This is a genomic window from Paraburkholderia sp. D1E, assembly GCF_052682275.1.
Window position 1 is genome coordinate 2,732,033 of sequence record NZ_JBQYMB010000001.1, and the last position, 21,171, is coordinate 2,753,203.

Consider the following 21,171-nt stretch of genomic DNA (forward strand, 5'->3'; position numbering starts at 1 on the left):
GACAATGAGTGACGCTCTACTGAAACTCGAACATATCGAAACGTTTTACGGCCCCGTCCAGGTGCATTTCGATGTCAACTTCCAGGTACGGCGCGGCCAGATCGTGAGTTTGCTCGGCGGTAACGCGAGCGGCAAATCGACCACGATGAAGCTGATTCTCGGTCTGCACAAGCCGCGTGCCGGCAGCATAACGTTCGAAGGCGAGGCGATCACGGGCCTCAGCACGCCGCAGATCGTGCGGCGCGGCGTCGGTTCGGTGCCTGAAGCGCGAAGGCTGTTCGGCGACATGACGGTGCGTGAAAATCTGCTGATGGGCGCCTATACGCGGCGCGACCGTGTTTCCATCGACGAAGACTACGAGCGCGTGCTGGGCCTTTTCCCACGCGTGAAGGAGCGCCTGACGCAAAAGGCCGGCACGCTCTCCGGCGGCGAGCAGCAGATGCTGGCCATGGCGCGTGCGCTGATGAGCCGGCCGAAACTGATCTGCATGGACGAACCCACCATGGGTTTGTCGCCGCTGTACGTCGATAAAGTGCTGGAGCTGATCGACACGATCAACCGGCAAGGCGTGACGTTCTTCATGGTCGAGCAGAACGCCAGCCTCGCGCTGGAGATCGCGCATTATGGCTACGTGTTGCAGACCGGGCGCGTCGTGCTCGAAGGCACGGCAGAATCGCTGCTCGGCGATGAGCGGATCCGCGACGCTTATCTTGGCGGCGAGGCGGCTGCGACGACAGCTTCCTGACGCGATCAACGCACGATATCGGGCGCAGCGGGCGGTTTATGCGGGATCACCTGTGCATTGCGCCGCGTAGCAACATGCGCTTGCCATGCGTGGCGTGGCGCACTCCGGTGAGCCGATCGCCAATCACGTGGCTGATCGCGAAAGCGGCGTCAAAGGTCGAACTGATCGAATTCGCTTTGCAGTTCGCGATTGCGTGCAACGCGTTCGTCGATGCCCGGGCCGAGCCGTTCGACAATCGCCGACATCAGCAGGTTGAACAGGCACGTGAGCGGCGCCAGCGAATCCCAGAACTGACCGACATCGGTTTTCACCTGTAAAAGATCGCCGTCGAATTCGCGCGCCCAAGGACAGTAAATATCGGTGACGAGCGCGAAGGGCAGGCCACGGCGCGTGGCGGCTTCGCAATAACGGCGCGCAACCGACGAGTAGGCGCGCGTATCGGTGATGATCAGATACGGTGACTTGAACTCGGAGTTCAGCGAATCGACATATGAGCCCGACATGCCGTCGGAATAGAACACGCGCGGGCGGATGTATTCAAGGTAGCTGTAAAACGCGTTGCTGATGCCGCGCGTGGACTGAATGCCGAGGATATAGACGGCGTCAGCATTCGAGATGCGTTCGGCCACACGGGCGAACACCGGCGATTGCGCAAGCTGGTAGACATGCTGGATCGCACCGATTTCGAGTTCGAGCGAGTGGGTGAGAGCCGGGTTGGGGGTGGAACTGGAAGCGTTGGGTCCGCTTGCGGTGGGTGCGGCTTCGTCGTGTTGGCCGGAGGCGCGGCGAAATGCGTCGAGGCGGTCGGTGATCAGCCACGGGCGTTCCTGCGCGCCGCGCAGTTCGCGCTTCAGGTCATCGAGGTTCTGGTAGCCGATGCTGCGCAAGAACCGGCCCACCGAGATGCCGCTGGTGCCGGCTTGCTGGGCGATCTGATCGGCGTTTTCGAGGCCGAGCCGGTCGAGATTCGCCAGCATGTAGCTGGCGACACGCTTGGAGGTGGGCGTGAGTTCGGCAAAGCGGGCTTCGACGGTTTGTGCAAAAGCGGTCGGCATCGTAGTTGCGGCGCGGAGCGGGTGGTGGGTCGATCACCAGGATGATGACATAGTCGACCGCGAGCCGACCCCGCACGATCCTAAAAATCAGGGCGCGCCCGTGCGGGCGAGGGCCTGGTCAGGCTGCCGGCCGGGCCGGCGCCGTTCGCGAAAAGTGTCGCGCGCCCGCCACGCACGCCACCACCACGACGGTCACCAGGATCATCGCGGGGGGTACCTCTTCGTGCAGCAGCAAACCGGCGAGCAGCAGGCCGAAGAACGGCTGCAGCAACTGCAACTGCCCGACACCGGCGATGCCGCCGAGCGCCAACCCGCGATACCAGAACACGAAACCGATCAGCATGCTGAAGAGCGACACGTACGCGAGCCCCCACAGCGCGGCGTGGCTCACGCCTTCAAACGATGCGGGCCGCGTCCACCAGGCGAGCGGCAGCATCACCGGCAACGACAGCACCAGCGCCCACGAAATCACCTGCCAGCCGCCGAGATGGCGTGACAGCCGCGCGCCTTCGGCATAACCCAGGCCGCAGACGACAATCGCCGCCAGCATCAGCGCATCGCCGACTGGCGACGCGTCGATGCCGTGGCGCAAGGCGAACGCGACCACCGCGCCGCTGCCGAGCGCCGAGAACAGCCAGAACGCCGGCTGTGGGCGCTCGCCGCCGCGCAGCACGCCGAAGATCGCGGTGGCCAGCGGCAGGAGTCCGACGAACACCACGGCGTGCGCGGCGTTGACGTGGCGCAGCGCGAGGGCGGTCAGGAGCGGAAAGCCGACCACTACGCCGAGCGCGACCACCACCAGCGGGATGAGGTCGCGCCTGGCGGGCCGCGCCTGGCGGAATACGAGCAGAAGCAGCAGACCCAGCGTGCCCGCGATGGTCGCGCGAGCCACCGTCAGAAACACCGGATCGAGACCTTGTACGGCGATACGCGTGGCGGGTAGCGAGCCGCTGAAAATCAACACACCCACCATGCCGCTCACCCAGCCGTTTGTTGTCTTGTCCATCGAAAGAGTCCATGCGCATTGAAAATGGAACCCACAGCATGCGCTTTCAGGCCGCAAAGGGTAAGCTATGGATCAGTACAATTCGTACAAACTGTACCGAACATGGAGCAGTACAGATGGCGGAAAGCGATAGCAGTCGGGTGGCCCCAGGCATGCAAACCGGCATGCAAACCGGCACGCGTGTCGGCACGGTAATGGACAGTTTGCGCGAACGCATCGCGCGCCGTTCACTGACGCCGGGCGCGCGCGTGCCGTCGATCCGCATGATGACCGAGACGCTCGGCGTGTCGAAGTCGACCGTGGTGGAAGCGTACGACCGGCTGGTCGCGGAAGGCGTGATCGTGGCGCGGCGCGGTTCCGGCTTTTTCGTGTCCGGCCATGCGCCGCCGCTCGCGCTCGCCGATCTCGGGCCGCGGCTGGATCGCGAGGTCGATCCGTTATGGCTCACACGGCAGTCGCTTGAGGCCGGTGCGAAGGTGTTCAAACCCGGCTGCGGCTGGATGCCGCCTTCATGGCTGCCGGAAGACGGCGTGCGCCGCGCGTTGCGTGCCGTGGCGCGCGATCCGCAGGCGCCGCTTGCTGAATACGCTAGTCCGCGCGGTCTGCCCGCGCTGCGTCAGCAACTCGCGTGGCGGCTCGCCCAGCACGGCGTGGAAGCACCGCCCGAGCAGATCGTGCTGACCGACGGCGGCACGCACGCACTCGATCTGGTCTGCCGGTTCCTGCTCGAACCTGGCGACACGGTTCTGATCGACGATCCGTGCTATTTCAACTTTCAGGCGCTGCTGCGCGCGCATCGCGCCCGCATTGTCGGTGTGCCTTATACGCCGTCCGGGCCCGATCTGGCGGCATTCGAGCGGGCGCTGATCGAGCACCGCCCGCGGCTCTACGTGACCAATTCCGCGATCCACAATCCGACCGGCGCCACGCTTGCGCCGGCCATTGCGCACCGGCTGCTGAAACTGGCGGGCGAGCACAATCTGCTGATTGTCGAGGACGATATCTTCGCCGACTTCGAAGACGAACCCGCGCCGCGTCTTGCGGCGTTCGACGGTCTCGCGCGGGTGGTCTCGATCGGCAGCTTTTCGAAAACCTTATCCGCGGCGGTACGCTGCGGCTACATCGCGGCGCGCAGCGAATGGATCGAGCCGCTGGTCGATCTGAAGCTGGCCACCTCGTTCGGCAATGGCCAACTCGCGGCGAGCGTGGTGCATCGCCTGCTGGTGGACGGCACGTACCGGCGGCATCTGGAATCGATGCGCGCGAAACTCGCGGACGCCATGGGCGAGACGATCAGGCGGCTGGGCTATGCCGGTCTTGAAGTGTGGACGCGGCCACGCGCCGGGATTTTTGTGTGGGCGCGCCTGCCAGATGCGCTCGATGCCGCCGATATCGCGCGTCACGCGTTAGCCGAGAGTGTGGTGTTCGCGCCGGGCAATGTGTTCAGTGCGTCGCAATCGGCAACCGGCTTCCTGCGCTTTAACGTGTCGCAATGCAACCGGCCGAAGGTGTATGAGGCGCTGCAACGGGCAATGGACGTGTCGGCCGCATCGAAGGAGTACGCCTGAGCGCGCGCTTCTCACCGCGCGCGCAAGCTTACTTGCACAGCAAAAGCAGGCGTTCCTGATCCGTGCAGGTGGAGCGCGGTTTTTGCGCGGCTTGCGCCGCCGTCGCGCTGATCGCCGCACTCTTGTTCGCGAGGCACGCGCGCAAATGTTTCTCCACCGGGCCGTAGTATTTCCATCCGTGCACGAGCGTCGGCAATTCGAGTTTCACCTGCTTCCACTTCGGATGCCCGTGCTCCTGCAGATTGTCGAAGTTGGCGCACAGTGAGTCGGCAAAATGATTCAGATTGCCGACGGTATCGCGCAGGCCGTAATCGTAGGTGACGAGAAAGGCCTTCACGGTCAACGTGGGAACGTCTTCTTTCAACCAGTTCGGGTAGCTGGTCGCGCGGAGCGTCGCGGGAAAATATGTCTGTTTCGCGCGGGCGGTTTCGGGTGCGTTGGGATCGACCCTCAGAGGGCGGATCTGTTGCAACAGTTCTGGGTTCATGTCGTTGAACAGTTTCGCCGGCTGCCCGACCACGATGATCGCAACGTCCACCTTCTTGACGATCAACGCGGCCAGCGCGTCTTCGTTACTCAGATGCTGGATGTTCTGCTCGGGAATCGCCTGTCCGAACATCAGGTGATAGAGGGTCGTGGCGGACTGAGCCGTGCCGCTGCCGATCAGACCCACGCTGATGCTCTTGTCCTTGATGTCGGCGAAGGTTTTCATCGGCGAGTCCGCGCGCACCACGACGTTAATTTCCTCGTCGTAGAGCGGCATGATGAGCCGTAGCGGCCGGATCGCCGTGCCTGCATCGGCATTGCCCGCGTTGGCCATATCGATGTAGGCCTGGTACACGTCGGATTGCACCAGCGCGAGCTTCACACCCGGCTCGAAGCGCATGCGCTGCACGTTTTCAGCGGAACCCTTCGACGCCATTACTTCCAGGTCGATGCCCGCCGGCTGCGCGACCCATTTCGAAAGATCCTGGCCGAACTGAATATAGGTGCCCCGTTCCGGACCAGTGACGATCTTGTAGTGCGCAGGCTCCGCGCAAGCAAACGAAGACATGACCATCAGCGTCAGCCCCAGCCATCCCGCCAGAAGTTTCTTCAGCATGGTCTATCTACCTATCGGTCAGGGTTGAACGGCTGCTTGCGTCGGCGCGCGCAAAGCATCGGTGAGCCGGCTTGCCGTCTCATGTTCAATGCGTTGCGTGCGTCTTGTCCGTCTGTTGCCGCTCAGAGGGCACGTGATCGCCAGTGCGATCGGGCATGCCGTGAATCAGGCCGTCTGTCGCACAAGCGGCTATGAAATTCGGTATCCAAACTATTTTTTGCTAACCGGGTTGTCTATCGCTGCATGCGGGTTGAGTGGCGCCCAACCTGTCTCGCGAATCACGCGTTCAAGGATTGTCTTCGCGGTCTCGTTGCCGGTGTCGATCGTGAGCGCTTCGTTGGCGTGCTGGCGCGCGCAGTTCCACGACTGCTGCGAAACACACACTTGCGCTGCCTGCAGCGCGGCGTCGCGATGCGCGGCGAGCGGCCTCAATTCGGTCAGCAGACTTTGCGCGTCGGTGTTGCCTGGTTGCAGTGTTTGCGCCGCGCCAAGCGCCGCTTGTGCCGCGGATAGATCGTTGGCGCGGAAGGCCATATGTGCTGCCTGCAGTGCTTGCGCGGCATCGTGGAACTGCGGCGCAGCAGGTTTGACAGGTGTTGTGACCACCTGCGGCACGATGGGCGCGGTCTGCATCGCTGGCGCAGCCCTGGCAGAATTGGTGGGGGCAACAGGCTTAACGGCGGCAGTCTGGTTCGTCGATTGAGCCGGTGCGTACAGCGCAATTGTGCCGGTCGCCGTTCTGGCATCCTGAACGTTGTCGGCGTTCTGTTCGGTGTTGCCGTTCTGCGATTCGTGGTTGTCGCTGAATAGTTCATAGGCGACATAGGCTAGTCCGATTGCGCCAATGGCTACGATCGCGAGCAACACGCGGCGCACTGGGAGCGCGTGGAGACCGCCAGAACGTGGCAGATCGGCGAGCGGGGGAATGGGTGCATCCGGAGACGCGAGTATCGGCGCTTGTATTGGCGTCCCGGCACGGGAAGCTTCGTCGGTTAACGCAACCTGCGCGGCGAGCTCGGTTTCGCCCGGCTGTACCGGATCGACGTCGTTTTTCTGCGCCGTCTTGCTCATGGCGCTGGCGCGGCTGCCGGGAATCACAACGCGCTTGTGTGGGCCGGCGTCGAGCGGGTGCACCGCGCCGCAATACGGGCAATAGTCGACTTGCCGGTACAGGGCACCGCCACAGCGTTTGCAGGGCGTCGGGAAACTATGGCCGAGTATTGTCTGGGTGGACATACTGTGGACCCACCTGTGGAAAACAATGCCGTTACGGCATGCTCCAGATCGTGTTGAGGCAGGAGTAATTGTCCGCGGAAATCACGATCCACATGCACTGGAGAGCCTTGAGGCGCAAGTCCTCGCTTGCGGTGCTGCTGCTTGCAATATGTGGCGTTTCGATGAGAACGTCAATCGACGTTCTTACCTACTTTATGTGCGGTAGAACACATTTGCAGGTACGACGAAACACTGCATATGTCGGCAGAACGAACAGACGGATGGTTTTTTTCACACCGCATGCGTAGTCACGATGCGCACGTGATGATTCGATGGCGGAATCGGCAGAACGGCATGGCGGCGATGAAAAGAAACGAGGTCGAAGCGCGTGGCGTTCGACCTCGTTATCAGGCGTTTGCAGGAAACGCTCATAGAAAACGTGATGCGGGATTAGTGCTTGCGCAGCGGATGATCCTTCAGAAGCCACGCGAGTGCGAAGGCCAGCACCACCACGCAGGCCGCCGATAGATACACCAGGTGCAACGCACCGGCAAACGCCTGCAGATAATCGCTACGCAACGCTTCAGGCAACTGGTGAATGGCAGCAGGTCCGAGCGCGTGCGGCAATTCGGTGTCGGGCGGAATCAGCTTTTCCAGGCGCGCGGCGAGGCCGTTCGAAAACACCGCACCAAAAGCGGCCACGCCGATCGAGCCGCCAATCGAACGGAATAGCGTCGCGCCGGAAGTGGCGACGCCCATGTGCTTGAATTCGACCGTATTCTGGACGGCGAGAATCAGCACCTGCATCACCATACCGAGACCGCAGCCGAGAATGCCCATGTCGATATACATCACATGAATTGGCGTGCTGATCTGCAGGCGCGCGAGCAACACCATTGCCACGGCCACGAGGAACGTGCCGGCGATCGGGAACATGCGGTACTTGCCGATCTTGCTGATCAGGCGGCCGGTTACCATCGACATCACGAACAGGCCGCCCATCATCGGCAACATCTGCATGCCGGCTTCCGTAGGTGTCGAGCCTTTGACCACCTGCAAATAAAGCGGCAGGAAAGTGACCGAGCCGAACAGCGATACGCCGATGATGAAGCCGATCAGACTGCTCAGCAAAAACGTGCGCTGTTTGAAGAGCTCGAGCGGCATGATCGGTTCGACGGCAGTACGTTCTTCATGGATGAAACCCCAGATCGCCACCAGTCCCATCCCCAGCGTGAACCACAACTGCGGCGACGACCACGGCAGAATCGTGCCGCCCTGGCTCGTGAACAGGATGATGCAGGTGAGGGCGCCGGCCAGAAACGCGGCGCCCATGTAGTCGATGGTGTGCTTCACATGCCGCACGTGCGGTTTGAAGACCGCACCGATTACGGCCAGCGAGATGATGCCGAGCGGCAGGTTGATATAGAAAATCCAGCGCCATGACAGGTGCTCGACGAGAAACCCGCCGAGCAGCGGCCCGACCACCGTTGCGAGACCGAACACGCCGCCGAATACACCCTGATAGCGGCCGCGTTCGGCTGGCGGAATCACGTCCGCGATAGCGGCCATTGTCACGACTAGCAGACCGCCGCCGCCGAGCCCTTGCAACGCGCGCAGCACGATCAACTGGGTCATGTTTTGCGCGACGCCGCACAGCGCCGAGCCGACGAGGAACACGACGATCGCTGTCTGCAGCACGATCTTGCGGCCGAACAGATCGCCGAATTTGCCGTACAGCGGCACGACGATGGTCGAGCTGAGCAGATACGCGGTCACCACCCATGACAGGTTATTGAGCCCGCCAAGTTCGCCTACGATGGTCGGCAGCGCGGTCGAGACGATCGTCTGATCGAGCGCGGCGAGCAGCATGACCAGCAGCAATGCCGGGAACAGCAGGCGGATCGGCGGGTGATCGGCTGCCTGCGTGCCGGGCTGCGCGTCTGGCTGCATTAGCCCGGTGGGTTGAGTCGTTGTCGATTGGTCCATGGCGCCAGGGTGTTGAAATTAATTAATTCAGGGATTAATATATGCGACATCGCGTCACTCGTCAAATTGAATGCAATGGCAAGGATTCCGTCAGATGAACAGGAAGTGAAGCGCGCGCCGCGCAGCACGGCCGCCGTGAAGGCGCGAAAGCTTTCGAAGCCGGCGTCAGCTGCCGTGGGAGATTCTGCGGACGTTGCAACGCCGGCCCCCGCACGCCGCCCCGGCAGGCCTACGGGTTCGGCGCGCGGCCCGGAGCAGCGCAGCCGCCTGCTGGATGCGGCACTTGCCTTGTTCGCGCGGCAGGGCATCGTCGATACCACGCTTGGGGAGATTGCCCGCGAGGCAGGTTTCACGCCGGCGATGATGCATTACTACTTCAGGACGCGCGATCAACTGCTCGACGTGCTGATCGACGAGCGCTTCGGTCCGCTACGCGCGGCGCTCGGCGTGCCGTTTCAGGAACATCCCGACGATCCGGTGGCAGCCATCACCCAACTCGCCCGGCGTTTGGTGCAGGTGGCGAGCGACAACCCGTGGTTTCCCTCGCTGTGGGTGCGCGAAGTGATTAGCGACAGTGGTCTGCTGCGCCAGCGTATGCATGAACGCTTCGGCAACGCGCATCAGAAGGCGTCGCTGTCAGCCATTGCACGCTGGCAAAAGGAAGGGCGCCTGAATGCGGGGCTGGAGCCGTCGCTGGTGTTCGTCACGCTGCTAGGCCTGACAATTCTGCCGCTGGCCACCTCGAAGCTGTGGCGAAACGATCCCGTGCGGCGCAATATCGGCGGCGAGGAGATCGCCCGGCACGTGGTGGCCTTGCTGGTGCAGGGCATCGGTCCCAGCAAAGCGGGCTGACCCACCACTGACTCACTCAAGATTACATTTCTGCCACCCCCGCCGATCGAAAGCACCGAGGCACGCAACATGCTACCTGAGGGGTGGATGCGAATGCCGCGCGAGAGACGCAACAGCGTTGGCGTCGCAAAAGAACAGGGATGTCAGGGAAGACGCCGCGCTGGCAGGGCGATGCACACGGGTTTGCAGCGGCTGCCACGGCGAATCGGGTGTCGGCATCTGTCTGCCGGGGCATTGGCGTCGAGGCCGGTTTTTCATTGGCGTGCAATTTTGGCGCGTTACTGTGCGCACGCGTTGCGCTCAGGCCGTGTTTTACAATCGCGGGCCTGCATGCAACTCAACGCATGAAATCGAGTCGGACCATGAACAGCAAGACAGCAGCCGCGCAAATCGGCGGCAAACAGCAGAGCGATACGTTGGCCGCGTCTGACGGCCCAACCGGTTTTTTAGAGCAACAACGGAACATGAACGGAGCATTGAGACTCGATCAGGCCACGATCGTGCTCGTCGAAGACGACCCGGATAGCCGGGAATCACTGGCTTTGTTACTCGAGGCAGAAGGGGCGCATGTCGTCGCTGTGGCGGATGCGGAAGAAGGTGTCGAAGCGGCGCTGCGGCTATTGCCTGACGCCGTGGTGTGTGACCTCGAATTACCGGCCATGGACGGCTTTTATCTGATCCAGCGGCTGCGTGATCACGAGATTCGCGGCGATCACGCGCCTTCGGTGGCCGTGGCGCTCACAGGCCATACCGACGACGCTTACCGCTTGCGCAGCATCGGCGAAGGCTTCCAGCATTTCATGATCAAGCCGGCATTGCCGGAAGATCTCGTGACCTTGTTGCGCGACGCGATCGAAGCCCGCGCGGCGGGCTGATCCGCCTCACTCGCGGGTGAGGCTGTTATTTGGCAACGGCGACCGGTGTTGCGGCACTGGCGTTGGCGCTGGCTGCTTCCGCTATCTGACAGGCGGAACACAATCCCTTCAATTCGATTTCGTCGCTGGCGAGGCGGTAGCCCGCGTCTTCGATTTGCGCGACGAGAGCCTGACGCAGCTTGGGCTGATGCAACTCGGTAACGTTGCCGCATTGCTGGCAGACCACCAGAATGCCATGTTGGCATTGCGTCAGGTCGTGGCAGACGGTGAATGCGTTAATTGATTCGATCCGGTGCACGAGCCCGGCCGTGAGCAGAAAGTCGAGCGCCCGGTAAACCGTGGGCGGCGCCGAGCCGGGATGGATCTGGCGCATGTCGTCGAGCAACGAATAAGCTTTGGTGGCGCGCCCTGAATTCAGCAGCAATTCGAGCACTTTGCGGCGGATCGGCGTGAGTTTTTCGCCGCGTTCGCGGCAATATTCTTCCGCGAGAGTCAGTGCGGCTTCCTGCGATTCACCGTGCCCATCGTGCATATGCCCCGGCTCATGATGATGAGCGGAGGCGGCGGGGGTGGCTTTGTCGGCGGTCGCGGCGGGCTTGGCGGTCTTCATGGGTCGATTATAAAGGCCATCGTGCTTCGCTGTGCCGGTGTGCGTCGTGCCGGCCGGTCGCGGCCGGGCGGCGCGATGAGGCATGAGGCCGCCGGATGGCTCAAGTCATGCTTAATCAAGTCATGCTTAAGTCAGCGGGAAATCGACGTATTTCTTGAAACCCGGGCGCGTCGCAATCCGTGAATACCAGCGCTCCAGATTCGGCAGCGGGGGACGTTCCACGCCATCCAGCCCGAACCAGCGTTTCGCGTACGAGCCAATCACGATATCGGCGAGCGTGAAATTCTCGCCTTCAAGGAAGAAACGGCCTTGCAGATGATTGTCCAGTAGCCGCCACAGCAGCGTGACTGCGGCGAAGTCGGTGGCGAGTTTGGCGGCGTCGCGCTCGGCGGCCGGCGTGCGCACGAGAGCCCAGAACACAGGTTTCTCCGCGGGTTGCAGCGTGGTGAGCGACCAGTCGAGCCAGCGGTCGATGCTGGAGCGCAGTTTCGGCTCGGCGGGATACAGGAGGCTCGATTCGCCGTATTGCAGCACCAGATAGCGCAGGATCGAGTTCGATTCCCACAGCACGAAGTCGTCGTCGACCAGCGTCGGAATCTTGGCCGTCGGGTTCATTGCGAGGTAATCGGGCTCGTTGTTGCGCCCGAATTGCAGGCCTGCATCGATGCGTTCGTACGGCAGCACCAGTTCGTCGCAACACCACAAGACTTTCTGTACGTTGACCGAGTTGGCGCGTCCCCAGATCGTAATCATCCGGCAAATCCTTTTCTTTATGCTTACAGTTGGCAAGCCGCGTAAGGCACGCGGCGTTCAGCCAGCAACGATACACGATGCACATGGGTTTGCGCGCCGCCGGCCGGCAATTGGCCGCGTGCAGTGCTGGCCGAAGTGTGGTCTGAACGTGGGTCAAAGCGCTAGGTAAACGTGGCCGAAATGTGTTCAAAGCACCGCCCATCCGGGGCCCGAATACCGGCCCAACCACCATGCCGGCAACACGCGGGCGTTGCGTACAATGGGCGCACCCGAATACGATGAGGCACCGCATGGCCCGCATTGTCCCCGACGACTGGAAGAGCCTCGCCGCCACCGGCGCGGCGGCACGCGAACGCGAAACCCTCGCGTTGCTGGAAGACGCCCTTCCCGATGGCTACACCGTCTATCACGGCGTGCACTGGACCCGCCTGAATCAGAACTTTTCGGTGTTCGGCGAGGCCGACTTCGTGATCGTCAGCCCGGCCGGGCGCGTGATGATCGTCGAACAGAAAACCGGTTTCCTGCGCGAAACGCCGAAGGGGCTCGTCAAGGTCTATCTTCAGACGGAGCGCAATGTGGCAATCGCGCTCGCGCACACTGTCGAAACGCTGCACCGGCGCTTTACCGCGGCGTTCGGCGCGGGCACGTATTTCATCGAAGAACTGCTGTATTGCCCGGACCACGTTGTCAAGGACGCGGCGATTGCCGGCGTGAATCCTGCGCGGATCGTCGACGCGACGCGTAAAGACCGGCTTGCCGCGATTATTCGTGAAGCCTTGCCGGCCGACGAATCGCGTCTCGCCTGCGCGCCGAAAATTCACCACTTCTTTGCCGACGAACTTGCGCTCACGCCCGACGCCAGCGCGCTGGTCGGCCAGGCCGGCACGCTCGTCACGCGCCTCGCGGGCGGCCTCGCAACCTGGGCGCGGCGGCTCGAATTTTCGCCGTTCCGGCTGCGCGTGATTGGCACGGCCGGCTCAGGTAAAACTCAACTGGCGGTGCAGGTGATGAGCGACGCGGTAGCGCGCGGACAGCGGCCGCTGTATGTGTGTTTCAACCGGCCGCTCGCGGATCACATCGCGCGGGTGGCGCCACCTGAGGCGAAGGTGGCGAACTATCACCAGCTATGCGACTGGATTGCACGCGACGCGGGCCGCGAGCCGGATTTCCAGTCCGGCGACGTGTTCAATCAGCTTGAAACGACTTTCGCGGGCGCGCCGATCGACGCGCGCTGGCAATTCGACGTGCTGATCGTCGACGAAGGGCAGGATTTCCAGCAGCCGTGGGTGGCGGCACTCGAGCGTCTTTTGAGGCCGGGCGCCGCGTGGTGGTGGCTCGAAGACCCGCTGCAGAATCTGTATATGCGCGAGCCGGTCGAACTGCCCGGCTGGACCAGGCTGAAAGAGACCACCAACTATCGCAGTCCGCGCGACATTCTCGATTATGTGCGCGACGTGGTCGGCGCCTCGGTGCCGGTCGCGGCGGATCTGGCGTCGGGCAGTCCTTTCGACGGTTCCGATATTTCGCTCTCCGTCTACGACGAAGTGAATGCCGCTGAAGGCAGCATCGAGGCAACCAAGCGGGCGATCACGCAGGCGTTGTCGCTCGGCTTTCGCAAACAGGACATCGCAGTGCTCTCGTTTCGCGGCCGCGAAGGCTCGGCGATGACCGCGCAGGATCATCTCGGCCCGCATCGGCTGCGCAGTTTCACGGGTAAGTACGATCTGTTCGGCAACCCGGAGTATCGCGAAGGAGATGTGCTGTTCGAGTCGATCTATCGCTTCAAGGGGCAGGCGGCGCCGTGCGTGATTCTCACTGAAGTCGACTTCGATATGTTTGATGAACGCATTGCGCGCAAGCTGTTGGTCGGCGCCACGCGTGCGACGATGAAACTGATCATCGTTGCTTCGCAGCGGGCCGCAGGGTATCTGCGCTTGCGTGATGGTAAAGAGGTCAGGGAAACCAAAGAGATCAGAGAAGCGAAAGAAGCTTAGCGCCCGTCTGGGCCGATGCGCGCGCCAGAACCTGTGCGCCAGGGTTCGCACCCGGTTTCATGCACACAACAGGCCCACGCCTTCAAGTCCACGCACGCGCGCCCACCAGCATTCCGGTTTGCGTGGGCGCGTCCCACCAGATCACGCGCAGCAGCGGCGCCTGCTGCGCGATCAGCAGTGCCTGCACCGGATCGCTCTCGACAAAATGCGTGACGCCGCCGCGCAATGCCGCAGCAGCCTTGTGAGCGGCGGCGCCGGCGGGACTTTCATCGTGCGTGCCGGGCGTGCGCATTACCAGTTGCATATGACCGAAGCCGTGCCGCGCGAGCCACGCTTCGGTGCGCGCGCGATCCAGTTCCGGCCGGCCGGTGATGATGGTACGAACGCGTTGCAGATCGAGGTCCGGCAGCATCTCGAACGGCAGCAGCGCGTCGCGTTCGGCGAGCGCCGCGGCCAGATCCTCGTCGTAGCGTGCGAGCGGCACGTCGGGCAGCAGAATGCCGTCGAGGTCGATCGCATAGGTAGCGTATTCGTGATCGTCGGCCATGGCGGGCGCGGTGCCCGCTTGCACGCGCTCCCAGTCCTCACGATAGCGCGCGGTGTAGGCCTGCCGCTCCCACGGAAACAGCGCGAAGTAGCCCCGGGCGTCGATCGCGTAGTCGGGTTGCATGCGGCTCAGGTCGTCGACCGCGGCGGTCAGCGTCCTGACGTCGAGGCCATGCTGCAGGAGGAATGCGATGCAGTCGGTCAGCGTAAAGCCGCGCCCCGCGATGTCCTCGCACAGCAATACCTTCGAGCCCGCAGGTGGAATGGGCAGAGTCGAATCCCAGGCAACCGTGCGCGACTGGCGGTCGTAACGCAGGAAGGCGACCGGCGTGCCGGCCGCATGCGAAACCATCAGCGCAAGCGGCGCGCCGCCGCGCAGAATGCCGATCGCCAACGTGAAACGCTCCGCCAGCAACGCGGGTTGCAACGATTCGATCCAGTGATCGAGTTGTTCGTACGTCAGGGGCAAAACGGGCTTGTTCATGACTCTTTGGGCGTCGCGTGGAGTACGCAGGGCAGGTGTCCCGTAGGCGGAGAGCGGCGCGCGGCGCAGCGCGGCGGCAGGTCCTCGTTTTTGAGACAAAGATTTTTGGCGATATTATGCATGCGGTTCAAAGATCGCGCGTCGGGGTGACGCGCGTCGCCGGACGGGGCGCGTCGCAAAGACCGGCGCCGCCGGCGGGGAAAGGGCACTGCAGGTTCGCTGGCGGGTTGAGCCGGCGCAGCGTGGAGCCGCCCACAAAAATAACAAACGATGGAAAAGCCAGGCAAATGACCAAGTTGAGCGCAGCGGTGGATGGCAGGAAAGGTGTGTGCAGGGGCGCATGGTGGGGGCTGGGTCTGATCTTCGCGCTCGCCGCGTGGAGCATGCACGCCCAGGCGCAGGCAGAGTCGTTGCCGTTGTCGCTCGACGTGAAGGGCAAAATCAGCAAGACCAACGACGCGGCACGCCATCTGTATCACTTCACCGAGGCACAACTGCTCGCGCTGCCGGTCCATTCGATTACGACCGCCACCACCTGGACTCCACGTTCCACCTTCACAGGACCACTGCTCGCGGATATCCTGAAGGCAGTCGGCGCATCTGGCAGCGCAGTCGAGATCCATACGCTCGACGACTATACCTACACCATTCCGGTGTCGGACTGCGATCGCTACGGCGTGGTCGTTGCATACAGCATGAACGGCCGGCGCCTGAAGATCAGCGACTTCGGGCCGCTGTTTCTTATTTATCCGCGCGACGCGTTCCCCGATGAACTCATGGGCGCGGCGGGCGACTCGAAATTCGTATGGCAGATCAAGGCACTCATCGTCAAATAACGCGCCGCCCCTTGCGTCGTGTCCTCTATGTGCTGATCTGGCTGACCGCGCTCGCGGCGCCGGCCGGCGCAATCGGCTATCTGTTGTACGCGAACCTGCTCAATCCGCGCGCCACCGAGCAGTTGACCGGTTCGTACGACGGCTTCTATTGGGACGCCGCGCAACTGCAGATCGCCTACGCGCGCTTCGAGAACCAGTTATTGCTGTATCAATCCGGCGTCGACGACGACTATCCGCGGCTCATGTTGCGCTACCAGTTGCTGCAATCGAAGCTGCATGTGATGGCCGGTTCGACACGCCGGCTGACTACGCAGCTCGCGCTGTTGCAGCGGCAACTGGACGAAATCCAGTCGATCGACCATCTGCTGGACGGGATTGAGCCCGAGGTCAATGCCTTGCAGAAGGACCGCAGCCGCGCCAGTCAGATAGTCGGGGAGTTGCGCCAGCATTGGAATGAGGTCAACGATCTCGCATTGAGCCGCCGGTTTGCCGACGTAGCCGACCGTGAGGCGATGAACCGCGATTTCATCGACAAGCGCCGCATGCTGTTCGCGGGCGGCCTGTTGCTGCTGTTGCTGTCGGCGGCCGCGACCACGCTGCTCGTGCTCAACGGCCGGCGCCGCACGCGCCTGATGCATCAGCAGCACGCGGCGCTCGAAGCGGAGCATCAGGCGAGCCGCGCCGCGCGCGAGTCGAGTCTCGCGAAAGACGCGTTTCTCGGCATGATCAGCCACGAACTGCGCACGCCCTTGCACGCGATCGTGTCATCGATCGAATTGCTGGGCTTTAACTATCACTCGGAGGCCGACCGCAAGGTCATCCAGCGGCTCGAAACCGCGGGGCGGCATCTGGAAGCGCAGATGAAGGATCTGACCGACTATGCGCGCCTCGGCGCCGGCAAGCTCGAACTGCGTCACGAGCATTTCGAGCCGCGCGAACTGCTGGCGTCGATCGTCGATGAACACGCGATGTCAGCCGCCGCGCGCGGTCTCAAGCTGGAAAGCGAGGCGAGCGGTATGAACGGTCTCGTCGATTCCGATCCGCACCGCATCCGCCAGATCGTCAACAACTTGGTCACCAACGCGATCCGTTATACCGAAACCGGCACCGTGCGCGTGCAATTGAGGCAGCGGCCGGCGGTGCTGATCTTCGTCGTCAGCGATACGGGACCGGGCGTGCCGCATGCGCAGATTCCGCTGATCTTCCAGGAGTTCACGCAGTTGGATGCGTCGCGCACGCGCCGCTTCGAGGGTGCGGGCATGGGTCTCACAATCGTGCAGGGGCTGCTCAAGCTGTTCGGCGGCACCGTCGAGGTGGCGAGCACGGTGGGTGAGGGGACGACCTTTACGGTGACGATCCCGGTCAAGCCGGTCGCGGCAACCGCGCCGGCCGGCGTTGCGGCACATGCCGAACCGGGCGGCGCGCGCCCGTGTGTCCTGATTGTCGACGACAACCGGTTGATTCGCGAGTCGCTCAGCGAAATGGTCGCGCACATGGATTTCGACGCGCACGCCGTCTCCAATGCCGACGATGCGCTCGTGTGGCTAGACGCGCATCACTGTGACGTGATGTTGCTGGATCTGCATATGCCGGATCGCGACGGTTATACGTTCCTCGCGGATTTCGCGGCACGCGGGGGGCCGTCGTCGGGTGTCCCGGTGATCGTGGTGAGTGCGTATGCGCCGGAGACGGCGAGTGGGGGCGGTGCGGCGGGGGAAGAGGGAGAAGCCGGCTTGCAGCCGTTTTTTGAAGCGTTATTAAAGCCGGTACATTACGAGGAACTGCGCAGCGCCTTGCAGCGTGCTTTGACTTCGCGGCATACGGTGTGATGTGACGCCTGGAAGACGCAGATGGAGGAGGGCTCAGCCTGAGCACACACCTTCAACCGCTTGCCGGCTCGTCAGGGCCGGTTGAGGCGCTTGGACAGATCGGCGACCAGGATCGCCATACGCGCGGGCTTTTCATAGCACGCGACGTCGTAATTGCGGATGACCTGGCTGATCTCCGATTCGCTAGCCTTGCCGGTCAGCAATTCGCCGGTCAGCACGAAAATCGGCGCGTCCGGATTTTCCGACGCCCGTACCGCGCGGATCGCCGCCGCCGAGGTCTGCGAGCCGAACAGCCAGTCGATCACGACGCCGTCGAAGATCTGCGTTTGCAGTTGTTCGGTGAACGCCGCGAGGCCGTAGATCGCCACCGCCGCGAAACCGCTGCGCTCGAGATAGTCGCGCAGATTGTCGGCTGAGGCCTGATCGTCGTCGACCACGGCGATGGTCGGCTTGTCGGTTTCAGCGCGGCGCGGATAGATCTCGATCTTGTGGACTTCGTACGCGCTTTGGTAAAGCGTACCGTCGTGACGCGTAACGCGCCATTGACCGAGCTTCGAGTACGCGACAAATTCAGGGCGGCTGCCAGGTTCGAGCGCGGCGCCGACCCAGGCGGTGCAGCTCAACTCGATTGCGCCGATGCTGAACACCGCCTCCTGGGCAATTGCGCCGACCATGCCCGGATCGAGCGACTGCGCGCCGAATAGCTGAGCGGCAGGTTCGCCGAACACCTCGGCGACCTTCTTGATCTGCGAGAGGGTCCACGGGCTGTTGCCGCGCAGCTTGCGGTGCCCCTGCGAAAAACTCAGATCGAGGATGCGGCACAACTCAGTGGTTTGCTGGCGTTTGCCAATTCCATGCCGGCTCATCAACTCGCGCACGCGCTCGGCGACAGCGATGGAGTCAGGTGAGTGTGTTTCGTTGGTCATACTGCGTGAGGATCTGCCTTCTTGAAGGGTGGCTGGGGCATGCGATACGGCACGCGCAGCGCGACAATGCACATTGAATGCGCATTGACGCCACTACGCGGGGGACAGCAAATGTACCGTAAAAAGTCTCACGGTCTGTATTTTGGTATGACTGCCGCTGAGCCTGTGGGTGCGAGACGCAAACCGACAAACCCGGCGATCTATTTATGCTTTTAGCATTGGAAGCATTTTACCGATTAAACCGGTCGGAATCTGTAAGTAATTCCGATTGAATTTTTCCTCATCCGCCGTTACGCCGGCGGCATCTTGCCGAGCGTGGCTGCCGAGCTTTTCAGGCCTTTGAAAATCCGCTCGGCGACCTTACCCGGAAACCGCTCGGGCAATTCGGCCGAGACCCGCGCGATGACCTCCGGCGTCTGTTCGATCAGCCGCTGGATCAATGGCTCGGCGTTCGCGCCGTACGAACATCTCAGCGCCATGGTGTTGAAGTGGCGCCGCTGCACGTCGCGGAAGGCGTCGTGTTTGCTGCGCGACCACATGGCCATGGCAAGCTTGGCCTTGAACCACGACCACTGATTCGGGCCGTTGCCTTCCACCGGCCAGATCGACATCACGTCGTAAAGCGGCGTGAGACGGTACTGGCCGCCCGCCAGCAGGCGAATGCTGAAGTTCTTGGCGTGGCCGTCCGGCGCCGCCAGCATCCAGAACAGGATCTGGCTTGCCAGCAGTGTCTCGATGTCCTGCTGCGCCGACACCGATTGCTGAAGAATCCGCGCGAGGTCCAGCACGCCCGGGCCGCCTTCGTTTTCGTACTTGCGATGCGACGGCACGCCGTACACCTGGCAGAAGTCTTCCTGCGGCAGGCGCAGCAGCCATTGCCCGCTTGAATGCAGTTGCCGGTCGAAGCGTTCGACGCTCAGTACCCGCTGCTTGCCGAACGTCATGATTTCGGCGTTGGCCACCGGCAGGCCGTAGGCGCGCAGGATTTGCAGACACAGCCATTCGTTTTCGACCGAGGTGCTGAGGTCGGCAAGCTTGTTGCCGACCAGCCCGAGCGGCAGCTTGAAAATGTGCGTGGTCGGCGTGGCGCCATGCGGACGCTGCCACTTGCCGTCGTGCCACAGCAGGGCGGTTTTCTCCTGCGCGCCGGCGAGCGAGATGCGGAAATCGTCCGCTTCGTCGCGCGCGCCCAGGGCGGGGCTGCTGACGGTGCGCGCCAGCATGGCTTCGATCTCACTGTCGGAGAGCGGCGTGCCTTCGATACGTTCGACGCCGGCCGGCGCGTCGTCAACGGCCAGCAACTGGACGGCGCCCACGCAATCGCGGCCAATGGCTTGCAGCAGGTCGAACGCATCGAGCGTATCGGTCTGGTAGCGCTGCGCGATGCGTTTTCTGATCGCCTCGCTGTCGGGCAGCAGATTGTCGAAATAGTTGAGCACCCGTGGCCCTTTGTGCACCACGTTGCCAGGCGCGAACGGCAACGAGAGCGAAAGCGGCCGGCCCGCGGGCGAGGCGACCCACGCGGGATCGTAAGCGAACTCCATGGGACCGCGGGTGGGCAGGCGCCAGACGCCGACACGCTCGCCGTTGGCCCACACCGAAAGCGCCCGCGAATGAGTTTGACGGCCCATGCTTACCATTCGATCAAAGGCGCTGGCTCAGGCGCCGGCTGGTTCTTGTCGCGTACCTGCAATTGCAGGCCGTAGGCGCCGCACAGCGCAAGCAATTGTGCGAGGGTGAGACTGGTGGCGTCGGTTTCCAGCGCCGAGATGCGGCTCTGGCTGACGCCGATGCGCGAGGCGGCTTCGGCCTGGGTGAGACCGGCCTGGCGCCGGCCGGCAGCAAGTAGCTGGGCCATCTGGTCCTGCGTGGAGACAAGGTGGATCATGGCAAATTATCCGTGAAACGAATAAATGCACTTTATGCGTCAGACAGATATTTGTCAAATATTCATATGACGCATATTTTGCAAATATCTGTCTGGCGCATAAACGGAAAATATCTGTATTGCGAATAAAATTGGTCTGTCTGCATTCCTGGCAGAGGATGGCCGTGTAGCATGCTGTGAAAACATTTTCTACCGACTCCATTCGACTCATGAACCCGCCGACGCTACGCCACACCGACGTGCCGTACTACACGCAATGGGGCAGCCCCGACTGGGTGCGCCACATCGTCGAACAACAGGGCGATCCGTGTGACGACCCATGCTGGCAGCGCAGTGGTTTTGCCGACCCGGAGCGTTACCGTTTCTGGGCCAAACGCCTGTGCGGTCTGACCTGCCTCGAATCCGCGCTTGACTACTGGCGCATAGAACACGCGCCGCGCGCCGTGCTGCTCGATGAAGCGTTGCGTCACGGCGTGTACCGGTTGCGCGACGACGGCGGCGTCGATGGGTTGATCTACCGGCCGTTCGCCGATTGGGTTGACGAGGCGTTCGGCATTCAGGTCGAGGTGCTGCCGCAGGCGCCGCTCGAAGAGATCGCCGTGCGCATTGACGGCGACACGCTGGCGATCGTTTCCGTGAGTCCCGAAATCCGTTATCCGGAGCGGCCGAATCAGCGCCAGGGCGGCCATCTGATCCTGCTGCACGGGCGCGATCGCGATGGCGTATGGTTCCATAATCCGTCGGGCATTGCGCCTCACCAGGCGGATGTGTACCTGCCGTTCGCAACGATGGCGCGTTTCTACGCGGGGCGTGGCATGACGCTCACCCGCATCGTCGGCTAGGGGCGGCATCAGGCAAGCCGTACGGCGAGCGCGATGATCGGGCCCGTTTGCTGCTGGAA

19 protein-coding genes are annotated in these 21,171 nt (G+C 62.7%); 8 read left to right on the plus strand and 11 right to left on the minus strand.

Annotation, left to right across the window (positions count from 1 at the left end):
• The first annotated feature begins 4 nt into the window (after positions 1-4).
• A complete protein-coding gene (locus ACUN0E_RS12395; protein ID WP_074287770.1) occupies positions 5-745 on the plus strand; it encodes an ABC transporter ATP-binding protein in 741 nt (246 codons plus the stop codon).
• A 149-nt stretch (positions 746-894) separates the two neighbouring features.
• Here ACUN0E_RS12395 and sapR read toward each other — a convergent pair whose 3' ends face one another.
• Entirely contained in the window at positions 895-1,800 is a 906-nt protein-coding gene (sapR, locus tag ACUN0E_RS12400) for a sap1 transcriptional regulator SapR (protein ID WP_445566752.1), read from the minus strand.
• Positions 1,801-1,918: 118 nt separating this feature from the next.
• Positions 1,919-2,806 carry a DMT family transporter gene (locus ACUN0E_RS12405; protein ID WP_445566753.1) on the minus strand — a complete coding sequence of 296 codons (888 nt, stop codon included), beginning with the start codon at positions 2,804-2,806 and terminating at the stop codon, positions 1,919-1,921.
• A gap of 116 nt (positions 2,807-2,922) precedes the next feature.
• On the opposite strand from ACUN0E_RS12405, the gene ACUN0E_RS12410 reads away from it, so the two are divergent.
• On the plus strand, positions 2,923-4,374 hold the full coding sequence (locus tag ACUN0E_RS12410) for an aminotransferase-like domain-containing protein (RefSeq protein WP_445566754.1): 1,452 nt from the start codon (positions 2,923-2,925) through the stop codon (positions 4,372-4,374).
• Positions 4,375-4,402: 28 nt separating this feature from the next.
• Here the strand turns inward: ACUN0E_RS12410 and ACUN0E_RS12415 are convergent, their stop codons facing one another.
• The 3 genes from ACUN0E_RS12415 to ACUN0E_RS12425 form a co-directional block, all read right to left on the minus strand.
• Positions 4,403-5,476, minus strand: a complete 1,074-nt coding sequence (locus ACUN0E_RS12415) for a TAXI family TRAP transporter solute-binding subunit (protein ID WP_408509425.1) — start codon at positions 5,474-5,476, stop codon at positions 4,403-4,405.
• A gap of 210 nt (positions 5,477-5,686) precedes the next feature.
• Positions 5,687-6,712 (minus strand): hypothetical protein, encoded by a 1,026-nt coding sequence (locus ACUN0E_RS12420; RefSeq protein WP_445566755.1) that lies wholly within the window; start codon positions 6,710-6,712, stop codon positions 5,687-5,689.
• 429 nt (positions 6,713-7,141) lie between these two features.
• The gene (locus ACUN0E_RS12425; protein WP_408520853.1) at positions 7,142-8,641 is read right to left on the minus strand and encodes an MDR family MFS transporter; all 1,500 of its coding nucleotides are present in this window, start codon (positions 8,639-8,641) and stop codon (positions 7,142-7,144) included.
• A 111-nt stretch (positions 8,642-8,752) separates the two neighbouring features.
• Between ACUN0E_RS12425 and ACUN0E_RS12430 the strand changes: the two genes are divergently transcribed.
• On the plus strand, positions 8,753-9,529 hold the full coding sequence (locus tag ACUN0E_RS12430; protein WP_445566756.1) for a TetR/AcrR family transcriptional regulator: 777 nt from the start codon (positions 8,753-8,755) through the stop codon (positions 9,527-9,529).
• Positions 9,530-9,891: 362 nt separating this feature from the next.
• Positions 9,892-10,404 carry a response regulator gene (locus ACUN0E_RS12435; protein WP_408230215.1) on the plus strand — a complete coding sequence of 171 codons (513 nt, stop codon included), beginning with the start codon at positions 9,892-9,894 and terminating at the stop codon, positions 10,402-10,404.
• 25 nt (positions 10,405-10,429) lie between these two features.
• On the opposite strand, the gene ACUN0E_RS12440 is transcribed toward ACUN0E_RS12435, so the two are convergent.
• Together ACUN0E_RS12440 and ACUN0E_RS12445 are read right to left on the minus strand one after the other, a co-directional pair.
• Positions 10,430-11,014: a Fur family transcriptional regulator gene (locus tag ACUN0E_RS12440; RefSeq protein WP_445566757.1), complete on the minus strand. Its 585-nt coding sequence runs from the start codon at positions 11,012-11,014 to the stop codon at positions 10,430-10,432.
• A gap of 126 nt (positions 11,015-11,140) precedes the next feature.
• On the minus strand, positions 11,141-11,767 hold the full coding sequence (locus ACUN0E_RS12445) for a glutathione S-transferase family protein (protein ID WP_408338681.1): 627 nt from the start codon (positions 11,765-11,767) through the stop codon (positions 11,141-11,143).
• 290 nt (positions 11,768-12,057) lie between these two features.
• On the opposite strand from ACUN0E_RS12445, the gene ACUN0E_RS12450 reads away from it, so the two are divergent.
• A complete protein-coding gene (locus tag ACUN0E_RS12450; RefSeq protein ID WP_445566758.1) occupies positions 12,058-13,761 on the plus strand; it encodes an ATP-binding domain-containing protein in 1,704 nt (567 codons plus the stop codon).
• Between the two features lie 82 nt (positions 13,762-13,843).
• Here ACUN0E_RS12450 and ACUN0E_RS12455 read toward each other — a convergent pair whose 3' ends face one another.
• Positions 13,844-14,791, minus strand: coding sequence for a phosphoribosyltransferase (locus ACUN0E_RS12455; protein ID WP_445566759.1), 948 nt, complete (start codon positions 14,789-14,791; stop codon positions 13,844-13,846).
• 287 nt (positions 14,792-15,078) lie between these two features.
• Between ACUN0E_RS12455 and ACUN0E_RS12460 the strand changes: the two genes are divergently transcribed.
• Both ACUN0E_RS12460 and ACUN0E_RS12465 read left to right on the plus strand, forming a co-directional pair.
• Positions 15,079-15,627 (plus strand): molybdopterin-dependent oxidoreductase, encoded by a 549-nt coding sequence (locus ACUN0E_RS12460; protein WP_445566760.1) that lies wholly within the window; start codon positions 15,079-15,081, stop codon positions 15,625-15,627.
• Positions 15,597-17,456, plus strand: coding sequence for an ATP-binding response regulator (locus ACUN0E_RS12465; protein ID WP_445566761.1), 1,860 nt, complete (start codon positions 15,597-15,599; stop codon positions 17,454-17,456). Before ACUN0E_RS12460 ends, ACUN0E_RS12465 begins: the two co-directional genes overlap by 31 nt.
• A gap of 71 nt (positions 17,457-17,527) precedes the next feature.
• On the opposite strand, the gene ACUN0E_RS12470 is transcribed toward ACUN0E_RS12465, so the two are convergent.
• The 3 genes from ACUN0E_RS12470 to ACUN0E_RS12480 all read right to left on the minus strand — a co-directional run bounded on the left by ACUN0E_RS12470 (position 17,528) and on the right by ACUN0E_RS12480 (position 20,270).
• Positions 17,528-18,382, minus strand: coding sequence for a helix-turn-helix domain-containing protein (locus ACUN0E_RS12470; protein ID WP_408230236.1), 855 nt, complete (start codon positions 18,380-18,382; stop codon positions 17,528-17,530).
• Positions 18,383-18,672: 290 nt separating this feature from the next.
• Entirely contained in the window at positions 18,673-20,013 is a 1,341-nt protein-coding gene (locus ACUN0E_RS12475) for a type II toxin-antitoxin system HipA family toxin (protein ID WP_408388921.1), read from the minus strand.
• A 2-nt stretch (positions 20,014-20,015) separates the two neighbouring features.
• Positions 20,016-20,270, minus strand: a complete 255-nt coding sequence (locus ACUN0E_RS12480) for a helix-turn-helix transcriptional regulator (RefSeq protein WP_408230242.1) — start codon at positions 20,268-20,270, stop codon at positions 20,016-20,018.
• Positions 20,271-20,479: 209 nt separating this feature from the next.
• On the opposite strand from ACUN0E_RS12480, the gene ACUN0E_RS12485 reads away from it, so the two are divergent.
• Complete coding sequence (locus tag ACUN0E_RS12485) at positions 20,480-21,112, plus strand: C39 family peptidase (protein ID WP_408230245.1); 633 nt, start codon at positions 20,480-20,482, stop codon at positions 21,110-21,112.
• The last annotated feature ends 59 nt before the right edge of the window (positions 21,113-21,171 follow it).